Below are 19945 nucleotides of genomic sequence, written 5' to 3'. Positions count from 1 at the left end.
CATTAATAAAACAGAAACGCAATAAACCCTAATAAAACAAAGGACAAGGGTAATACCAACCATAGAAACATAAAACTCACCATACCACTTTTTATAAAGCTAAGGAACCAGTTTTGCCCATAAAATTTTATAATAGCTACCAGTAAATAAAAGAAAGTTGAAAAAGCTATAAGCCAGTCGATCCAATCCGGTATTTGCCAAAATCTATTGACTCCAAAAATTAAACTAAAGACCACAAAAAGAAATGAAAAATAATAGAAACTAAATACCAAATGGTGTGAATACCTTCCCTTGTTAAAGAAGAATAGTTTCAAGAGAAATGCAAATATCGGTAATAAGAAGAACATTGCCAGCGGAATACTATCAATAAAGGCCTGGAATATTTGACCAAGTCCCATGGTTTTATAAAACTTTAAAATTTGACCATAGAACTTTCTTTGAAAAAAGCCCGCATCATCGTCCATACCCAAGGCTTTATAAAGCTCTTTATCCGAAGCACCTGCAGCAATTAAAGAATCAATATCCTTCTCATTAAAACTGTAGGACATGCCCATATTTTTCTTAGGCACCTTAATATTGGCTACAGAATCCAATACTTTTAAATCGTCTTCATCCAAGCCAATGGTCGCGGCATTATTCTGTAAAGGCTTTACAAATTCTTTTATGTCTAAAGAATCTTGAGGAACCAAACTGTCTCTATTTGCAAGTTTTTCTGACCTACTCTCCAGAACACGCTGCATATTTTCATCAAGTTTTTCTCTACCCTCTCGCACATAGAAATTGAATATGAAAAAGAAAATAACAGCTACAAACAAATACATCTGCGCTGGATGCAAGTATAACAAACGCTTACCCTTAATAAACTCCTTGGCCAAATAACCTGGTCTAAACATTAACGGAATGAAGCTTTTTAAAAAGCGAGCATCAAACGAGAAATAATTACTAATAGTATTGTAGAAAAGTACACCAAGGGTAAGTTCATCATTAGTTTTCTGTCCACAATGCGGACAAAACTGAAACCCTTCCTCATAAGGTTTTTCACAATTCTGACAGGTGTCTTGGTTGGTTTTCATAAATGATGGTTAGTAGAACTTAAAAGTAATCAAATTTATGATATAGTTCATTAATTATAAGAAGATACAATGAGCAATTTGTTACAACGATTCAATTCAAGAATAGCATAACATTCTGAATTTCATCACATTATAATTATTGGCACGCTAATTGGTTTTCACTAAACAAATAGCGTAAGCCGAAAAGCTAAATATGAGTAGGCACAATCTAAATTCTTTAACTATGAAAAAAATAGTTTTACTTTTTACAGGTTTGTTAATGGGATTAACAACTGTAACCGCAGCAGAAAAAATCTCTGCAAATCAAAGTACAGATTTAGATCTTACATCACGCTATCGTTATATACAACCTATTTTGTTTGTAGAGCGTGGTGTAGAATTCTTAATCTTTGCTGATGGTAGCTTCGATTTTAATACGGATGTATTTTCTACAGTACCAGATAATGACAATTATTACTATAGACGCAACAGACGCGGTTCAAACCGTACTTATGGTGCACCGGGAACACGATATCATCGTGGGGATAGAGGTGTTTTGGTAACTCACGACAGATTGGGCCGTGTGAGACGTATTGGCAATGTATTCATTAACTACGATAGACAAGGCCGAATAAAACGTGCAGGCTCGGTGTATATGAATTACAGAAGAGGTCAACTAAAACAGGTTGGTGGGTTACGTGTATTATATAACCGATATGGAGTAGTCATCGGCACTAGAGGTCACGTAAATTTAAGTAATCAAGGTTGTGGCTTTTGCGGAACTACAGGTTGTACCATAGATCACTTTGATGATCATTCTTATGATGATGACTGGAATGATGATTGGGATGACGACGACGACAATTACTACTATTATCGAAAAAATGGTAAAGTAAAAAAGCAGAAGAAAATCAAATTTTGAGATTTTGATTGATTTGTTCAACCATTAGACACCGTCTAATGATCTAATGAAACCCTGGATATTTCCCCAAATAGTTCAGGGTTTTCATTTATAGATTTCTATATAACAACTTAAAATGAAGTTGCGACTATTAAATTTTTGGAGCCTTATGATCCCCGTTCTGATGTAACGTTAGGCTACTAATTTTGTCGTTTTCATCTTTGTGAAAAGTAATCTGAGCATCCATAACTTTACTATAAAATTTACTTTCTGACATAGCAAATACTTCTATTTTTCCTTGACCTGTAGCTTGAGCAAATAACCGATTCTCTTCTCTTGTAATAGACAAGATAAAGTTAGGCTGTAATTCGTAATTACCGACATAACCATCCAAAACTGTAATTGGCACTTTTATAGTTTCAGTCATACTAGTTGTCTCAACACCAATTCTATTTAATACATCAATAGCATTGTTATTACTTTTATCAAGCGCATACGATTTTTTATAGTTCTTTATAGCTTGGATCGTATCGCCTATAGCCAATTGAGCTTCACCTAAACTGTCATATGGGTTGGAAGCTTTGGGGTTTTGTGCAACATTGAATTTAAAGATAGCTAACGCAGTTTTTAAATCTTGTCTTCCTAAATATTGATACCCTAATGCATTAATTCCAACTTCATCAATTTCATATATCTTTGGATTAGATTTAATCAGTTGACTCACTTTTGCTATAGCCGTTGAAGCGTCGTTATCTTTCAAAAGTCTAATTAATTTGTGAGAAATAGGAACTTTAGGCAATTCATAAGCTTCACCGTTTAAAATAGCATCTAAGGCATTCAGAATTCTAAGCATATTAGTTTGATTACCATGATTGGTTAGAATAATATAGCCACTATTATCATAAAGATTACGTCTTAAAAACGTTCTATAGCCTGCCAATCCACCTGAATGCTGAACTGTCTTTTTACCATCTTGTTCCAAGATTGCCCAGCCAAATCCATATTGAGTATAATCACCATTATTTAATTTTGCTGGCGTAAAAGCTTCTTCTAACGTAGTTCGTGATACTAACTTCTCGGTATATAGTGCCTGGTCCCATAAGTGTAAATCATCTATTGTAGAGAACATACCTCCTGCTCCAGTCGTGAAAATAGTATAATCATCTAAATCTCCGCTAATATTGTATCCAACTGCTCTATCCTTAATTTTTGGTTTAGATTCATCATAGACCAACGTATTATTCATACCTAAAGGTTCAAATATATTAGCTTTCATAAACTCATGAAAAGGCTGCTCAGCAACTTTAGACACAATCATTGCCAATAGCACATAACCTCCATTACTATAACTAAAGTGCTCGCCAGGTTCAAAATCCAGCTCTTGCTTTAACAATGTTTTGAACACATCATCATTATTTAATCCAGGTTTATATATGCCTAATCTATAATGATCTGGAATTCCAGAGGTATGATTCATTAAATGCCTTATCGTTACTCTGTTGGCATAATCAGGAAACTCAGGATAGTATTTAGAAAGCTTATCGTCATAAGATAGCTTTCCTTTTTCTTTAAGTATCATCACAGCCATCGTTGTAAATTGTTTAGATACCGATGCTAGATATATGGATGTTGTTTCATTTAATTTTCTGTTGTTGTTTTTATCTGCATATCCTAAAGCATTTGAATAAACTTCCTTACCATTTTTAGTTACTAAAACTGTTCCGTTAAACATTCCATAATCATAGCTATGCTGAAAAACATTGTCAATAGCTTCATTTATATTAGAACTAGGTGATTGTGTATAGGCAGATGGCACTAAAGTGACTATGAGTAAGATTAACAAGAAGTGTTTCATAACGAAAAATTATTGATTAATTATATGCGCTAGATAGTTAACAACTTTAAAGTTACATAATAAAATTTTAACAATTAAACATCTGATTAACAAGTGTTTAATGCTTTATTGATTTTTTTGGCACGCTGTTTGTTTTACAGTTAGTGAATTTAATTTTAAAACCCTTTAAATATGAGACGGATACTATTTTTATTAGCAGGTTTAGTTGCTTTGAGCACTACTGCATTCGCAACCAACACAACGACAGAAGCCGATGCTTCATTAAATAACTATGTGAGAGGTTATGGTAATTCTTTCATATTTAATGAGGGTGGCATTGAATTCTCAGTTTACAGAGATGGTCAGTTTGATTTCTACATTCCAGATTATGGACCAGATGTAAGTGTAGGTATTGATACACCAGGCTTTACATTGAGCTTTAATTCTGGTTACAACTATAACCCTTATGTACAATATGACAGTTTTGGTGCTATTATTCAGGTTGAAAACACGCCAATATTTTACGATTACTATGGTAGGGTTAATCAAATAGGGGATATTTTCATCACATATAATAGATTTAATAGAATCAGTAGAATTGGTGGACTAAATGTCTTTTACAGAAACAATGTGTTTTGGAGATATGATGGCTTTATCAATGTTTATAACAGAGCTTATGTTTGGAGACCTTGGCACAGATTCTATGCGATTCCTCCTGTAAACTTCTGTGTTATCAATGTGAATCCTTACAGACAATTTTACACACCTGTAAGACATATTTACTATAGACCATACAGAAACAATGTTAGATACTTTAATGTAAATAATAGTAGACGCGGTAATGCTCAAATTACAAGACGTAATAGAAGCAGCAGATATGTACAGTCTCCTAGAAATAAAAGGGAGCGTACAATACAAAGAACAGTAACACGCAGAAATACTGAAATTACTAGGACACGTTCAACACGTCTTGCAGATAATACCACGACAAGAACAAGAGGTACAAAAGCGACTACTTCAAGATCAATAACAAGAGGTTCTAACGAAGGTACAAGAACACGATCTAACACTCGTGCAACAACACCTATTACAAGAACTAATAAAGAAAGTAGAAGTGTTAGAAGTACAAGATCTAATACTGGTGTAACAGCGCCTAATACAAGAAGTAATAATGAAAGTAGAACTGTTAGAAGCACAAGGTCTAATACGAAAGTATCAACACCTACTAGAGCAACACGCAGAAATACTGTAACATCTACGAGAACATCTAATAATAATGTGACCAGAACTAATAGATCTGTGTCTAATAAAGTAGAGAAGAGAAAAACAACTTCGGCAAGACAACCGAAAGCGACTAAATCTCGTACATATAGTAGAACAAGTTCGCAAAAAAGTGGACAACGAAGTACAGTTCAGAACAAAAGAAAGACATCTTCAGTATCGAAAAGATCTAATACAAGTAGAAAGAGTAACCAAAGTTCTACAAGATCTAACTCAAGACGATCTAGAGGATAAAAGATAAAACATGATTTTTTTGGTTGGTTAGTAGAAATCCCGCATGATGTATGCCTCAGAGCACCTTGCGGGATTTCTCATTTTAATTCCCAAGTACTCACATTATTTAATTTATTTACGAAATTAAGATCACTTCAACCGTAAATACTTTTTAATCTGACCAGAAATATCTTCAGAAATATTCAATTTGTAAATAGATATAATGTAAAAGACTCCAATAAGTATTGACTTCAGTATTATATTAATTATAGAATGAAATGGAAGCTCCCAAAAATAAAAAGTAATAGCTATACAGATAATAACTAAAATAACTTTCAAAGATGCTTGTGAGAAAGGCTGCATTTTGAATTTCTGTTTAATGAACAACACTTTGGTAGTGTTATAAATAAATACAGCTAAAAACGTGGCAAAAGCGGACCCTTCTATACCATAGACTGGTATAAAAACGACGTTTAGGATAATAGCCATAATGGCTAATAGCACCCCAAACAATAGTACTATTTTATAATAATTACTATTAAACAATATCGCATTATTATTCCCCAAACTATTATCATAGAGTTTTGCTAAACTTACAATAAGAACCACAAAAAGACCTCCAGTAAATTCTTTCGGAAGTATCTCATAAAGCTGATTGATATTTAAAATAATAAGTAAAAAAATAAAGCCGCTAATAACTAATAAACTTAGTGAGCTCCGTTTATACAAATCCTCCAAAGCCTCATTATCGTTGTCATTTAAGTATTGAGCCGTTAAAGGCATCATAATTTGATGCATAGCACGCTGTGGTACAGCTATTACGGTAGCGATAAAAATAGCGACGCTATAGTAAGCGACTTGCTCAATATTTTCGAGCATAAGGCCAATCATAAATTTATCAATATCAAGAATCAGCATAGCGACAGAACCAGCAATAATCATAAGTCCTGCATAGTTTAATATAGACGACAACTGACTTACTTTCTGAAACTTCAATTTTGGGAATCGAATGGAAAACGCATAGAGCATCATAATTAGCATTCTAACCACATAAACACCGACTAATGCTAAAATAAATTGGTTAACCGTAAGCCATTCAAAATACACAGCAAAAAGTAGAATCATAATACAAACTCGATGAAAAACTTCTTTCATTAGATTCCCAAAAACCGTTTGTAATTGCACTTTAGACCAAGCAAAAAAGATCTCGAAATAGGCCATTGCAATAGCTAATACGAAAATATGCCAGACATAGTGTTCTGCAATTTTATTTTCATTGGAGAGTAATGCTCCTATAGCGTCATATGACGAATAACCAATGAGTGCAATGGGAATTATAAAAACAAATGGCAAAAACAGCATCAAGGTTAAAAAGCTGTTGATACTCGTTTTTGATTTGAAAGATGAATAGAACTTAATAATAGCGTTATGTACTCCAAATGCCATAAAGGGCATCATAATATTGGCCGCTGATAGCAAGAATGCAACCAAACCATAATAGTTATCCGTTAAAAAATTGGTGTAAAGAAAAAGTGTATTAATAGCACCAATACCAAAACCCAAGTAAGTACTTATAGTATTTTTGAAGGACTGTCTTAATACGATACCCATAGTGGTCACAAATTACAACTATAAATCAAATTCCAAAATGCATAAAAGAATTATACACTTTTGACAAGTTCACTCAATGTACCTGTAAGGGCTTTTCTACTATAAGGCTCCAAGCCAATACCATTGACTTTTAGATCGTTTTTCTGGTAAAAATTGAAATACTCCAAAATTTGAGCTTTTAGTTCGGCCTTCTGATGATAACCAAAATACGTTCCCGTATTGGTTGATTTTATAATTTGTTCTACATCAGCTTCCTTTGGGCCTAATCCTAATATCGGCGTTTCGGAAATTAAGTACTCAAAGATTTTTCCAGGAATAATGCCTTTAGTGTCTTCAGAATCAATTTCAATGAGCAATAGCAATTGGGATTTCATTTGGAATTTAATGGCTTCTTCATGTGTGACGTACCCAACAACATTGACATGTTGCTTTAAACCCGCATCATAAATAGACGCCAAAACATCATCACTTACCACGCCAATTAAATTAAGTTGAAACGCCTTTGAAAACATTTCGTTTTCTCTAATTAATTCCGAAAGGACTTCCCATAAAATCTTAGGATTACGTTTGGATAATAAGGAACCAATATGAGATAATGTAAAGTTATCGTCCTTACCCTCCACTCTCACCGAATGCGAATCGTAACCATTAGTGATTACACTAATTGGCTGATTGGTTTTTGTTTGAAACTCTTGCTTTGTATAATAACTTGTGGTTATAATATGATCGGCTTCGTTTAACACTTGAGTCTCCAAAGCGATATGCTTAGCTTCAGAGGCCTTTGATAGTTTCAAGGCTTTATGATAACCTATTGTAGTCCATGGATCCCTGAAATCCGAAATCCACTTCATATTACATGTCTCTTTAAGCTGAAGACCAATTAAATGCAAACTATGTGGTGGACCGGTGGTTATTACAGTATCGATTTGATGTTCTTTTATATATTCTGAAAGAAACTTAACAGATGGCTTTATCCAATATTTCCGTGCATCTGGAATAAAGAAATTACCTCTAACATAAAGCATTAGTTTCTCCATAAGAGATTGCTTTTTAGTTTTTGGAATGACGCCAGAACTTATGGTCTTTGCACTCTTCTTTGAAAATAAACCAGCCAAACCATAAGGTTCTTTTATAGGTTGCTTTAAAACTGTGATATCCTTAGGAATGTCATTGAGCAAGCTTTCATCTATAATCGGATAATTTGGGTTTTCAGGACAATAGACAATTGGTTCAATGTTAAACTCAGGTAAGTACTTCACAAATTTTAACCATCGCTGCACACCAGGACCACCAGCCGGTGGCCAATAGTAGCAGATGATAAGTACTTTCTTGGAACTCATACAGACGACTTAAGACTCCTCCCTACGCTGTTTAAAATGGTAGAAAATGCCAAGCAATAATAAAATCCCAAGAATAGCAGAACTTCCTAGGGCAATACTACTTCCTGTTTTGACAACTTCGGGTTCGAACTTAAATTCTATAGTATGATTACCTATAGGGACTTCCATGCCTCTTAATACATAATTAACACGTTGATGCGGTACTACATTTCCATCTAAATAAGCATTCCAGCCATTGGCATAATAGATTTCGGAAAAGACCGCAAAACCATCATTTGGATTATTGGATTCGTATTTTAAATAATTAGGTTGAAATTCTTTAAGTTGAATTGAAGCTGTAGAGTCTACTTGAAATCTAACAACTTCTGGCTTACTACTGAGGTCGGACATCGTAGTCACAGCTTTAGTCTTTGTGTCTAGACTGTCCAAAGCCTTTATCTCTGCATTGGCATCAGCCAACTGTTTTAGTTCACTCACAAACCAGGCATTACCATTGGCATCAGTATTGGTATAAGGGAATATTTGTCCTTGATCTTCTGCAATAATATATTTGGTATTCAGCATATTGAGAACATTCATATTATTGTTATAGATATGAAACTCCATTAACTCATTATATCGCCCCAATTTAGCAGCGTGATACCCAAATAATGAATTGTGAAAGTATGCCGCACGTCCTGGTTTACGCTGCCCTTCGGATGACATATCTAAAACCCTAAAATGACCTTTGTCCTTTAAAATCTCATTGTCCGCAACATTTGGCCTATAAGGCTTATCTACCTGAAGTGCAGAAACAAAATTATCAGCATTGACATATTGCCTATTCACACTTATTAAATCAAATAAAATCAGAGCAGTAAAAGCAACTACGACCAAGGTTTCCGATAGTCTTTTCTTCAAAAAGAAATAAACCGTTCCTGCAGAAAGTAAAACCAAAATTAAGGTTCTAATAGTATCTGTTGTAAATAAGGACTTTCGGTCTTTAATAATGGCCTCTACTAATGGCTCTGGGATACCTTGATCCCTAATGCTTTTGAAATCAAACAATGACGATTTGAACAGTAAAAACACCATACACAATCCAGCTGTAATGGCCACCGTATATGTTAGGGCCTTTAATTTCTCGTCGTCTTTTTGAAAATCATTAAATAATCGAACCAATGCAAATATTCCTAGAACAGGAATGCACAACTCCAATATTACCTGAATAGAACTTACCGCTCTAAACTTGTCGTATAAGGGTACGTAATCAATAAAGAAATCTGTCAAAAATCCTAAGTTTTTACCATAGGATAAAAGCAGAGATAGAACAGTTCCTGCAACCAACCACCATTTCAAGCGCCCTTTCACCAAAAACAAGCCTAATACAAAAAGAAAAATAATAACGGCCCCAACATAAGCAGGAGCCTCAACAATAGGCTGATCTCCCCAATACATAGGTGCATTCTTTGAAACTTCCAAAGCTTCAATAGGCGACGCTCCCATATTGACGTAAGTCCTGTAGGTTTCAGAATCCTTGCCGATATCTTCGGTGTTACCACCTCCCATAAACTTTGGAATATAGAGGTTAAACGTCTCTGCAAGTCCATAACTATATTCTGTAATGTATTCTTTGTCCAATCCAGATGTTGCTTCTTTAGGCGAGCCATCAGGATTTATGGTAAGTTCACTTTCACCTCTTGTACTTTCCTTGGCATACTCTTGCGTCGCCATGATGTTAGTGGCGTTCAAACCAACTGCAAGTACCGCAGCAACAGATAATATACCAACTGATTTAAAATAGTGCGGTAAGACCTTTTTTCTGTAGGCATCAATCAAATACGCTAAACCTAAAACAAGAACCAAAAACAACAGGTAGTAGGTCATTTGAAAATGATTGGCTACAATCTCTAAGCCTAAAGCCACCGCAGTCAATAGAAATCCTAATGTGTATTTCTTCCTGAATGTGAGGATGATTCCTGCCAATACCATGGGCATATAGGCAATAGCGTGCGCTTTGGCATTATGCCCAACGCCTAAAATAATTATGAGATAGGTTGAAAAGCCAAAAGCCAACGCACCGAGTGCAGCTAGTTTAAAATCAACTTTTAATGAAAGTAAAAGGATATAAAACCCTAAAAAATAGAGAAATAGATAATCTGCAGGTCTTGGCAAAAAGCGTAAACTTAGATCTAGTGTCTTAATATAATTATGAGGGTATTTTACACCTAGTTGATAGGTTGGCATACCGCCAAAAGCACTATTGGTCCAATAGGTTTCTTCACTCATAGCTTGGGCGAACTCTTTTTGTTGCTGAGCCATTCCAATGTAGTGCATGATATCGCTTTGAAAAATCTTTTTGCCCTGTAAAACAGGACTAAAATAAGCCAATGATAATACTACAAATCCAACTAATACTAGGATATGCGGCAAAAAACGTTTAAAGGAAAATGACATGAAAATCTGCTAAAAATTGATTCTTAAAGCCCATAATAGGCACTTGGTAGTCAATGGTTAATATCAATTGAGATGTTTAATTCACTAAAATAAAAGATTATTAGAGAAATTTAAACAAATAAAATTATTTTTTGGTAAGATTTAGAAATGCCAAGAAACCATATCAGTCAATTTCCTCGTAGTCGATGTATTCACCAACTTTATCATTGGATTTTGCATTGCGGTTCGGCATTTTATCGATAACTGTTTCGCCTTCTTTTCTTTTCTGCTCTGCGTGTTGCTGGCTTTGATTCTGAAAATTTCCGAACTGCTCACCAAACTTTTGCTCTGCTTTTTTTGCAACAAATTTTACCAAAACCGGAGCAAACAGTCTCGCCAAAATCTTTAGGCCAAACCAAACCAGTAAAATAATTAATATAGTTCTCAGTAATCCCATGGCCGAAGCTTCCTGTATCATTTAAAATTAATGTATAAATCAAAAATACAATTATACTTATTTATAATCCGTTATTATTCCTTAAAAAAAGTATAAAATATATATATTTGAATTCAAACCAAATAAAATGCGAACACTCAAATCATTATTTGTTTTAATAGTACTTCTAACCTACTCTACATCTTACGCACAATACACAGAAGTCATTAACTCCAATCGCCCAGGGCTTTCCGAAAGCGCTTTCTCAGTAGGAACTAGCGTCTTACAGTTTGAGGCTGGAGCTTTTACAGTGAAAGAAGAACACGTTCCTTTAAATTACGAAGTTTCAGGTTTTGGTCTCGATTTTTCGGTTCGTTACGGACTTTTGTTTGAACAATTGGAGATTGCATTGGATGGTGTTTACCAAAATGATAAGATCACTCAAAATAGCGCTACGATTCCGGTTGAAGATTCTCGAGCCAATTTCAGAAATTTCACCTTAGGCGCGAAGTACCTCATATATGACCCCTACAAGACCAAAGAGGGCGAAGAAGAGCCAAAACCTAATCTATATAGTTACCATGCCAATAGAACGTTTCAATGGAAGTCCTTGATTCCTGCTGTTTCTATTTACGTCGGTGCAAATTATGACACTAAGCCCAATCCTTTTACGGCGCCAGACGTTGATGGCTTTAGTCCAAAAATTATGATTGCCACTCAGAACAATTTTAATGGTGGTTGGGTCTTTGTAATGAATCTTATAAAAGACAGGATTGGCTCTGAATTCTCAGACTTTCAATACATTTTTACATTAACACATTCGTTCACACCACAATGGGTTGTTTTTGGCGAAGCTCAAGGTATTAATAGTGATTTTTATGCCGATAATATCTTTAGGTTTGGTGGTGCATATTTATGGACTAAAGATTTTCAGCTAGATGCTAATATTGCGTTTAATACTAAAGACACGCCTTCTGTTTTTAATATTGCTTTTGGTGCGTCATACCGTCTGGATTTTCATAAGGACAAGAAAGTAGATAACGGCAATGGCAATACTGGCGATTTTAAGAAAAAACGAAAAAGAAAGAAGAAAAAGAAGAAAAAAGTCGATGATGATTTTGATTCTAATACCGAAGATGGACTATAGCTTGCTGCATGATCACAATTAAAGAAGCCACCACCAATAAAGACTTAAAAGCGTTTGTAAAGTTTCCATTTTCTCTTTACAAAGACTCTAAATATTGGGTGCCACCAATAGTTAAACAAGAATTAGAAACCTTTAACAAGGACAAAAATCCAATTTTCAAGGATGCGGAAGCACGGTTTTTTCTTGCGTACAACAATGACAAGCTTGTTGGTCGCGTAGCGGCTATTGTGAATTGGCTTGAGGTCAATAAGCAACAGATAAAGAAGATGCGATTTGGATGGTTTGATTTCATTGATGATTTAGAAGTGAGCAAGGCCTTATTGGACACTGTAGAAGCCATAGGGAAAGAACATCAATTAGACTATGCCGAAGGACCTGTAGGGTTCTCTAATTTGGATAAGGTTGGCGTTATGACTGAAGGCTTTGACAGTATTGCTCCAATGATAACTTGGTACAACCATCCGTATTACATCGATCATTATATAGAACATGGCTATACCATTGAAAAAGAATATTCCGAAAGTAAATTCCCTTTTGAAAACGTAAAGCCAGAGGCATTTAAGAAAGCACAAGAGCTTATAAAACGACGATACAAGCTTAGAGCCTTAAAGTTTACAAAAACCGAAGAGGTCATGCCCTATGCCGACCGAATGTTCGATTTATTTAATGAAAGCTATGCATCGCTCTCATCTTTTGTTGAAATTACCGATGTACAGAAAGAATACTTTAAAAATAAGTTCATCAGTTTTGTCAATCCAGAGTATATAAAATTTGTTATTGACGATAACGATAGACTCGTTGGCTTTGCTATTGTGATGCCAAGATTCGCAGAAGCTTTACAAAAGGCAAACGGTAAGTTATTCCCTTTTGGGTTTGGCCATATATTGAAAGCTAAAAAGAACAGCAAGGATGTGATTTTTTACCTTATAGGCATTCATCCTGATTATCAGAATAAGGGTGTGCATGCCGTTATTTTTAATGAAATGTACGAGACTTTTACTGAGAAAGGTATTCGTACCTGCTATAGAACACCGGAATTAGAAGATAATGAAGCGATACACAAAATCTGGAAGCATTTTGATCCTGTTGTGTACAAGCGGAGAAAAACATTAAGAAAGAACTTATAAAAAAAAGGCCTAGCAATTTGCAAGGCCTTTTTTTTATAATTCTAATGCATCTATTCTCCCATAGCTTCAATTAAAGCTGCAGACATTCTTCTGTAAGTTCCGTTTTCTAACCTATCTCTTATCGCATCAAATGCATCTAAAGTCTCTCTTACGTCCTCTAATGTATGTGTAGCTGTAGGTATCATTCTAAGTAAAATTAACCCTTTAGGTATAACAGGGTAAACCACTATGGAACAGAATATTCCGTGATTTTCACGTAAATCTTTTACTAAAGCCATGGCTTCAGGAATACTACCTTTTAAATACACAGGTGTTACACAACTTTGTGTCGTACCAATATCAAAACCACGCGCTTTTAAACCAGATTGTAAGGCATCAACAATTTTCCAAAGATTTTCCTTTAACTCTGGCATGGTGCGTAACATATCCAATCGCTTTAAAGCACCTTTTGTCAATGTCATTTGTAAGGATTTGGCAAACATCTGTGAGCGTAGATTATATTTTAAATAATCAATAATTTCTTGATCTCCAGCTATAAACGCACCTGTACTTGCCATGGACTTGGCAAACGTTGCAAAGTACACGTCAATATCGTCTTGTACACCTTGCTCCTCACCTGCTCCAGCTCCAGTCTTGCCTAAAGTTCCAAAGCCATGGGCATCATCTACTAAAAATCTGAAATTGAACTTTTTCTTTAATTCTACGATTTCCTTTAAACGACCCTGCTCACCACGCATACCAAATACACCTTCAGAAATAACAAGAATACCGCCACCGGTTTGCTCTGCCATTTTCGTAGCACGCTCTAAGTTCTTTTCGAGACTAGCAACATCATTATGCTTATAAGTAAAACGCTTACCCATATGCAAACGAACACCGTCTATAATACAGGCGTGTGCATCTACATCGTAAACTATAATATCATCTTTACCAACCAAAGCATCTATAGTAGACATTATACCTTGATAACCAAAGTTTAATAAATACGCAGCTTCTTTACTAACAAATGCCGCCAACTCATTCTGTAATTGCTCGTGCAAATCAGTGTGTCCAGACATCATACGCGCACCCATCGGATAAGCTGAACCGTACTCTGCTGCTGCTTCAGCATCTACTTTTCTAACTTCTGGATGATTAGCAAGTCCTAAATAGTCATTGATACTCCACGTTATTACCTCTTTACCTTGGAATTTCATTCTGTTAGAAATCTCGCCCTCCAACTTAGGGAAAACAAAATAGCCTTCAGCTTGGGAAGCCCATTTTCCAAGTGGTCCCTTGTCTCTATAAATCTTTTCAAATAAATCCTTCATAAATCAAATTTGCCATTAATCGCTATCCCTATGTCAAAAACATAGAACAAACTTTTAATTTTAGTTAATTTAGTGTTGTTAGTATTTGCAAAATTAATTAATAATATTATGACTGCATAATATTATTTAATCTAACTATCCACCAAGTTTTAAACATAAAAAAAGCCTATCACATACTATGATAGACTTTTATAATTAGTTAGTTATCTTATTTAATATATTCAATTGTCGAGGATACCTCGTTTTTACTATCAAAGAAACCTTGGTCTTCCATCCATTTATCACTATACACTTTGCTCATGTAACGCGAACCGTGATCTGGAAAAACAACAACAACTTTATCTGTAGGCTTGAATTCGCCTTCTTCATTTAATTGTTTAATGGCCTGTATTGCTGCACCACTAGTGTATCCTACAAAAAGGCCTTCTTTATTGGATATTTCCCTTGCAGTATGAGCACTTTCTTCGTCCGTAACTTTTATAAACTTGTCGATTAGATCAAAGTCTGTTGCCGTAGGAATAAGATTCTTACCTAAACCTTCTATACGGTAAGGATAAATCTCTTTATCATCAAACTCACGAGTTTCGTGATATTTCTTTAATACCGATCCATAAGCGTCAACACCAATAATCTTTACATTCGGATTCTGCTCCTTAAGATATTTAGCAATTCCAGAAATTGTACCACCTGTTCCGCTACAAGCCACTAAATGCGTTAACTCACCATTAGTCTGGTCCCAGATTTCTGGTCCAGTGGTACTGTAATGCGCATCAATATTTAATTCGTTGAAATATTGATTGATATAAATAGAACCTTTAATTTCTTCGTGTAATCGCTTCGCTACTTGATAATAAGATCTAGGATCGTCCGCCTTTACATGAGCTGGGCAAACATATACTTTCGCTCCCATAGACTTTAGCATGTCGATCTTATCTCCAGAAGATTTAGAACTTACTGCCAAAATACATTCGTAACCTTTAATGATGCTTACCATAGCAATACTAAAACCCGTATTACCAGAAGTGGTTTCAATAATTGTATCACCTGGAGTCAATATACCTCGACGCTCAGCCTCTTCTATAATATGTAATGCAATTCTATCTTTAGATGAATGACCAGGGTTAAAAGCTTCTACCTTAGCAAAAAAATCACCGTCAAAATCAGCGGTAACCTTATTTAATTTGATAAGTGGCGTACTACCTATAAGTTGAAGTACGTTATCAAATACATTTTTGTTGTTGTCCATAAATGCTATTTTTCTGTATCTAATCTACCGATTAGACACATAAAACCTGACAAAAGTAACATTTTTTTTGGATTTACCTTAAAATACCCTCTAAGTTTAAAAGAAAAGCAAACTCTTCAGCATCTTCTTTTAAACTATCAAAACGCCCGGATGCACCGCCATGACCAGCATCCATATTAGTTTTTAAATATAACTGATTAGAATCGCTTTTCATATCACGCAGTTTTGCCACCCATTTTGCAGGCTCCCAATATTGTACCTGAGAATCATTAAACCCAGCTGTGACCAGCATATTGGGATAGTCTTTAGCTTCTACATTATCATATGGCGAATAGGATTTCATATAGTTATAATATAAGACATCATTGGGATTACCCCATTCGTCATATTCTCCTGTAGTTAACGGAATGGAATCGTCTAGCATCGTGGTAACCACATCTACAAATGGCACGGCAGCAACAATGCCATTATATAATTCTGGCGCTTGGTTGATGATCGCTCCCATTAATAAACCACCTGCACTTCCTCCCATGGCATAGAGATGTTTAGAGGATGTGTAACGTTCTTTGATCAAATGAATTGAGCATGCTATAAAGTCGGAAAAAGTATTTTTTTTCTTTAATAATTTTCCATCTTCATACCACTTACGACCAAGGTATTCGCCACCTCTTGCATGACAAATTACATAAATAAACCCTCTATCCAGCAAACTTAATCTTATGGTCGAGAAATAGGGATCTACTGTAGAACCATAACTCCCATAAGCATATTGCAATAATGGATTTGTCCCATCTTTTTTAATACCTTTTCTGTAAACTAGTGACATTGGTATCTTAGTGCCATCATCTGCAGTAGCCCAAATACGCTCTGATGCATAATTATCCTTATTGAACTTACCGCCTAGCACATCTTGCTCTTTCAATATTTTTTTGGTCTGTGTACGCATATTGAACGCTATCACAGAAGCCGGTGTTGTCAAGGAATTATAGCCATATCGCAACAATTCCGTATCAAACTCTACATTTGTGCCCGTGTAAGCCGTATAGGTCTCATTATCAAAAGGGAGATAATAATCTTGGGTATCATCCCAACGTTTTATTCTAATTTCATTGAGGCCATGTCTTCGCTCACTAACCACCAGATAATCCTTAAAAATATCTATATTCTCTATGAGTGTATCAGCTCTATGTCCAATAACCTCTTCCCATTGATCAATTGCTCTTTGATTTTTGAGACATTTCATCAATTTAAAGTTAGTAGCCTTATCCTTGTTAGTTAAAATGTAGAAATAGTCCTTGTAATGTGAAATGCTATACTCCAGACCTCTAATTCTAGGCTGAAAAACTTCGAATTTACCATCAGGTTGATCTGCATTAAGAATATGATACTCGTTGGTAAGCGTGCTGTAACAAGCAATAATGATGTATTTTCTCGATTTTGACTTATATACCGTAGTGCCAAATGCTTCATCATTCTCCTGAAAGATCAACTCATCTTCTTTCTGTCCTAATTTATGCTTATACACTTGATAGGCCCTAAGTGTTACCTCATCTTTTTTAGTATAAAATAAAGTTTCGTTATCATTTCCCCAACTTGAAGAACCCGTTGTGTTTGGAACCTGATCTTCGGCAACTTCGCCCGTTTTAATATCCTTAAAATGGATGGTGTAATTTCGTCGCCCGTTAGTATCTATACCATAAGAAACTTTACTGTTATCTGGGCTTATACTAATACCTGCGAGTTTAAAATAACTATGACCTTTGGCCATGTCGTTACAATTGAACAACAACTCTTCAGGATTATCCAACGATTCTTTTTTTCTGGTGTAAATCGGATAGTTTTTTCCCTTTTCGAATTTAGTAATGTACCAGTAGCCATTATACTTGTAAGGTACTGAGGTGTCATCTTCCTTGATTCTGGCTTTCATTTCTTCGAATAAATTGTCCTGAAAGCTTTTGGTATGCGCCATCTGAGAATCGCAATAGGCATTTTCGGCATTGAGATAATCCTTAACTTCTGGATGCTCCCTATCTTTCATCCAAAAATAATTGTCAATACGAACATCACCATGCATTTCGAGTTCATGTGGCATCTTTTTCGCAATAGGTGGTTTGAGACCAGTTTTTTTTGTCATCAGCTTTATGAAAAATTTAATCAAAAAAGAAGCGCAATTTAGTAATTTTGTGCGGTATTAATTTAAAACACACAATATGTTTGGAGATATGATGGGAATGATGGGTAAACTCAAGGAAGCCCAAAGAAAAGTTGAAGAAACTAAAGAACGCTTACATTCGGTCTTAATTGATGAAGCTAGTAATGATGAAAAACTTAAGGTTACCATTACAGCTAATAGAACCATTAAATCCATCACCATAGATGATGAATTATTACAAGATAAGGACATGTTAGAGGATTACCTCATTCTCACACTTAATAAAGCCATAGAAAAGGCAACCAATGTTAATGAAACTGAAATAGCAGCTGTTGCCAAGGAAGGTATGCCCAATATTCCTGGCATGGATATGTTTAAATAATCGACATTTTAAAACTTAAAATATCCTTTAGTAATTGTTTCTAATTACTTTCTATTAGCTTTTTGCCTTATGAACTGCAAAAATGTAGGATAAGGTTCAAACAAATTCCCTTAAAACCAATAGATTGGTAGTTGGTCTAAAAAAAAAACCTTCGAAACTGTTAAAATCTATATTTGTTTCATTATTAATGCTATTAACTTATTCAATAATTATGAAACAAATTTCAAAACTAATGGTTTTGGCTATGCTCGTTATTTTTGCATCATGCCAAAATGAGTCTGCTGAGGAACAGGCCAATGAGGAACAAAAAGCTGTTCTGAATTTCGACAAAAAAGGTAATGTTGTATCTGACGGTGAAGAAGATGAGGAACTCATGTTCAACGACGAAAGTGAAACTATAAGAAACACTGGGTTTACTTTTGCATCAAAAAGTAATTCAGTTGCAATTGACGAAGTTTATACTGTAATTGATGCAGACAGAGATCCTTTTGGTTCTCAACAACCTGCTTCGAACTTTTGGTGGTCAGAAACTCCTGATGGAGATGATTACTTTAATGCACACACTTATTTTGGTGCAGCAGATGGTGAAAATCTAGTATTTACAGAGTATGCTGACGGTACTGCTAGTTTAACTGGAACAACAATGTCTGGTACCTGTACAGTAACCTTGGACGTTTGGTTTAAAGACAAGAAGACTTGGGCAGAATGGCAAGCTATCGGTGGTGGACATAAAAAAGAAGGAACTGCTGGGAATGCCTCAAACTCTGCTGATATGAGTTTTTATGTGATCGACGAAGCGAATAGTACAGTTATCGCTGCAGGTGGAGATTGCGTACAAGAGGGAACTTTTGGGCTTACGCAAAGACCTGATCCTAATGATCCTAACACCCCTAACTATGGTTCACATGTTGGTCCAGGTGGTGCTAATTACGATTCTAATATTGGTGCTAACGGCCTTAGTACTTGGGGATGGTTAACTGATCCAACAACTGGAGACCACCTTTGGTTAATTGACTTTAACTTTAGAATTGAAGTCGCTCCAGACGAATGTAGCGATTGTGTAGGTAAAGTAGATAATCTTACGTTAAAATGGAATTGGCATAACGATTACAGAGTAAGATTATACCAGCGCTATGAGAATACATGCTATGCGACTAAAATATTTGATGGTGTTGTAGGTCTGGATGATGAAATTGATGTGTCTGGAAGTAATTCTAACGGAACGTTTGGTAGATGGATTTACGTATTTGTAGGTAACTGCTACTATACTAAATTTAGAACTGATTGCCATTTAAATATAGGCCCAGGTTATAAACGTGGTGTTCTAGAAGTTGTAAGCGGAACTAGTACCCATGGAGGTGAATTATGTGAATATGAACCACCTGCACATTATTGCTGGTGGTGGTAATATAATACCATTATAAAAGAAAAAAAGGGGAAACAATGTATTGTTTCCCCTTTTTTAATGAACAATGTTGTACGAAATCAAAGATATCAT

Annotated in this window: 15 protein-coding genes; 6 read left to right on the top strand and 9 right to left on the bottom strand. The window is 35.3% G+C overall.

Translation table 11 applies throughout. The features are described from left to right. Positions 1-2 precede the first annotated feature (2 nt). The gene (locus H7F21_RS07525) at positions 3-1073 is read right to left on the bottom strand and encodes a DUF3667 domain-containing protein (RefSeq protein ID WP_185788660.1); all 1071 of its coding nucleotides are present in this window, start codon (positions 1071-1073) and stop codon (positions 3-5) included. A 223-nt stretch (positions 1074-1296) separates the two neighbouring features. On the opposite strand from H7F21_RS07525, the gene H7F21_RS07520 reads away from it, so the two are divergent. Continuing rightward, positions 1297-1974: a hypothetical protein gene (locus tag H7F21_RS07520; protein WP_185788659.1), complete on the top strand. Its 678-nt coding sequence runs from the start codon at positions 1297-1299 to the stop codon at positions 1972-1974. Positions 1975-2104: 130 nt separating this feature from the next. Here the strand turns inward: H7F21_RS07520 and H7F21_RS07515 are convergent, their stop codons facing one another. Next, complete coding sequence (locus H7F21_RS07515; protein WP_185788658.1) at positions 2105-3808, bottom strand: serine hydrolase; 1704 nt, start codon at positions 3806-3808, stop codon at positions 2105-2107. Between the two features lie 171 nt (positions 3809-3979). On the opposite strand from H7F21_RS07515, the gene H7F21_RS07510 reads away from it, so the two are divergent. Beyond that, positions 3980-5302, top strand: coding sequence for a hypothetical protein (locus H7F21_RS07510; RefSeq protein ID WP_185788657.1), 1323 nt, complete (start codon positions 3980-3982; stop codon positions 5300-5302). A gap of 129 nt (positions 5303-5431) precedes the next feature. Here the strand turns inward: H7F21_RS07510 and H7F21_RS07505 are convergent, their stop codons facing one another. The 4 genes from H7F21_RS07505 to H7F21_RS07490 form a co-directional block, all read right to left on the bottom strand. After that, positions 5432-6892: an oligosaccharide flippase family protein gene (locus H7F21_RS07505; RefSeq protein ID WP_185788656.1), complete on the bottom strand. Its 1461-nt coding sequence runs from the start codon at positions 6890-6892 to the stop codon at positions 5432-5434. Positions 6893-6942: 50 nt separating this feature from the next. Next, the gene (locus tag H7F21_RS07500; RefSeq protein ID WP_185788655.1) at positions 6943-8232 is read right to left on the bottom strand and encodes a glycosyltransferase; all 1290 of its coding nucleotides are present in this window, start codon (positions 8230-8232) and stop codon (positions 6943-6945) included. A gap of 9 nt (positions 8233-8241) precedes the next feature. Continuing rightward, a complete protein-coding gene (locus H7F21_RS07495) occupies positions 8242-10668 on the bottom strand; it encodes a YfhO family protein (RefSeq protein WP_185788654.1) in 2427 nt (808 codons plus the stop codon). A gap of 163 nt (positions 10669-10831) precedes the next feature. Next, positions 10832-11125, bottom strand: coding sequence for a DUF4834 family protein (locus H7F21_RS07490; RefSeq protein WP_185788653.1), 294 nt, complete (start codon positions 11123-11125; stop codon positions 10832-10834). A 106-nt stretch (positions 11126-11231) separates the two neighbouring features. Here H7F21_RS07490 and H7F21_RS07485 point away from each other — a divergent pair, with 106 nt between their 5' ends. Further along, positions 11232-12230 carry a transporter gene (locus tag H7F21_RS07485; RefSeq protein WP_185788652.1) on the top strand — a complete coding sequence of 333 codons (999 nt, stop codon included), beginning with the start codon at positions 11232-11234 and terminating at the stop codon, positions 12228-12230. 8 nt (positions 12231-12238) lie between these two features. Beyond that, on the top strand, positions 12239-13357 hold the full coding sequence (locus H7F21_RS07480) for a GNAT family N-acetyltransferase (protein WP_185788651.1): 1119 nt from the start codon (positions 12239-12241) through the stop codon (positions 13355-13357). A 50-nt stretch (positions 13358-13407) separates the two neighbouring features. On the opposite strand, the gene capB is transcribed toward H7F21_RS07480, so the two are convergent. The 3 genes from capB to H7F21_RS07465 form a co-directional block, all read right to left on the bottom strand. Beyond that, positions 13408-14667 (bottom strand): cysteate-C-fatty acyltransferase, encoded by a 1260-nt coding sequence (capB, locus tag H7F21_RS07475; protein ID WP_185788650.1) that lies wholly within the window; start codon positions 14665-14667, stop codon positions 13408-13410. Between the two features lie 208 nt (positions 14668-14875). Next, positions 14876-15913 carry a cysteate synthase gene (capA, locus tag H7F21_RS07470; protein ID WP_185788649.1) on the bottom strand — a complete coding sequence of 346 codons (1038 nt, stop codon included), beginning with the start codon at positions 15911-15913 and terminating at the stop codon, positions 14876-14878. A 73-nt stretch (positions 15914-15986) separates the two neighbouring features. Continuing rightward, on the bottom strand, positions 15987-18047 hold the full coding sequence (locus H7F21_RS07465) for a S9 family peptidase (protein ID WP_185788648.1): 2061 nt from the start codon (positions 18045-18047) through the stop codon (positions 15987-15989). Positions 18048-18123: 76 nt separating this feature from the next. On the opposite strand from H7F21_RS07465, the gene H7F21_RS07460 reads away from it, so the two are divergent. Next, a complete protein-coding gene (locus H7F21_RS07460) occupies positions 18124-18447 on the top strand; it encodes a YbaB/EbfC family nucleoid-associated protein (protein ID WP_185788647.1) in 324 nt (107 codons plus the stop codon). A gap of 211 nt (positions 18448-18658) precedes the next feature. Next, positions 18659-19855, top strand: coding sequence for a hypothetical protein (locus H7F21_RS07455; protein ID WP_185788646.1), 1197 nt, complete (start codon positions 18659-18661; stop codon positions 19853-19855). Positions 19856-19945 lie beyond the last annotated feature (90 nt).

The sequence above is a fragment of the Winogradskyella flava genome, from assembly GCF_014243395.1.
GTDB classification, from domain to species: domain Bacteria; phylum Bacteroidota; class Bacteroidia; order Flavobacteriales; family Flavobacteriaceae; genus Winogradskyella; species Winogradskyella flava.
This window is presented reverse-complemented; position numbering and strand designations above follow the sequence as displayed.

Coding starts and splice junctions, on each gene's coding strand:
- H7F21_RS07525 (WP_185788660.1), bottom strand. CDS start 1,073: ATGAAAACCAACCAAGACACCTGTCAGAATTGTGAAAAACCTTATGAG.
- H7F21_RS07520 (WP_185788659.1), top strand. CDS start 1,297: ATGAAAAAAATAGTTTTACTTTTTACAGGTTTGTTAATGGGATTAACA.
- H7F21_RS07515 (WP_185788658.1), bottom strand. CDS start 3,808: ATGAAACACTTCTTGTTAATCTTACTCATAGTCACTTTAGTGCCATCT.
- H7F21_RS07510 (WP_185788657.1), top strand. CDS start 3,980: ATGAGACGGATACTATTTTTATTAGCAGGTTTAGTTGCTTTGAGCACT.
- H7F21_RS07505 (WP_185788656.1), bottom strand. CDS start 6,892: ATGGGTATCGTATTAAGACAGTCCTTCAAAAATACTATAAGTACTTAC.
- H7F21_RS07500 (WP_185788655.1), bottom strand. CDS start 8,232: ATGAGTTCCAAGAAAGTACTTATCATCTGCTACTATTGGCCACCGGCT.
- H7F21_RS07495 (WP_185788654.1), bottom strand. CDS start 10,668: ATGTCATTTTCCTTTAAACGTTTTTTGCCGCATATCCTAGTATTAGTT.
- H7F21_RS07490 (WP_185788653.1), bottom strand. CDS start 11,125: ATGATACAGGAAGCTTCGGCCATGGGATTACTGAGAACTATATTAATT.
- H7F21_RS07485 (WP_185788652.1), top strand. CDS start 11,232: ATGCGAACACTCAAATCATTATTTGTTTTAATAGTACTTCTAACCTAC.
- H7F21_RS07480 (WP_185788651.1), top strand. CDS start 12,239: ATGATCACAATTAAAGAAGCCACCACCAATAAAGACTTAAAAGCGTTT.
- capB (WP_185788650.1), bottom strand. CDS start 14,667: ATGAAGGATTTATTTGAAAAGATTTATAGAGACAAGGGACCACTTGGA.
- capA (WP_185788649.1), bottom strand. CDS start 15,913: ATGGACAACAACAAAAATGTATTTGATAACGTACTTCAACTTATAGGT.
- H7F21_RS07465 (WP_185788648.1), bottom strand. CDS start 18,047: ATGACAAAAAAAACTGGTCTCAAACCACCTATTGCGAAAAAGATGCCA.
- H7F21_RS07460 (WP_185788647.1), top strand. CDS start 18,124: ATGTTTGGAGATATGATGGGAATGATGGGTAAACTCAAGGAAGCCCAA.
- H7F21_RS07455 (WP_185788646.1), top strand. CDS start 18,659: ATGAAACAAATTTCAAAACTAATGGTTTTGGCTATGCTCGTTATTTTT.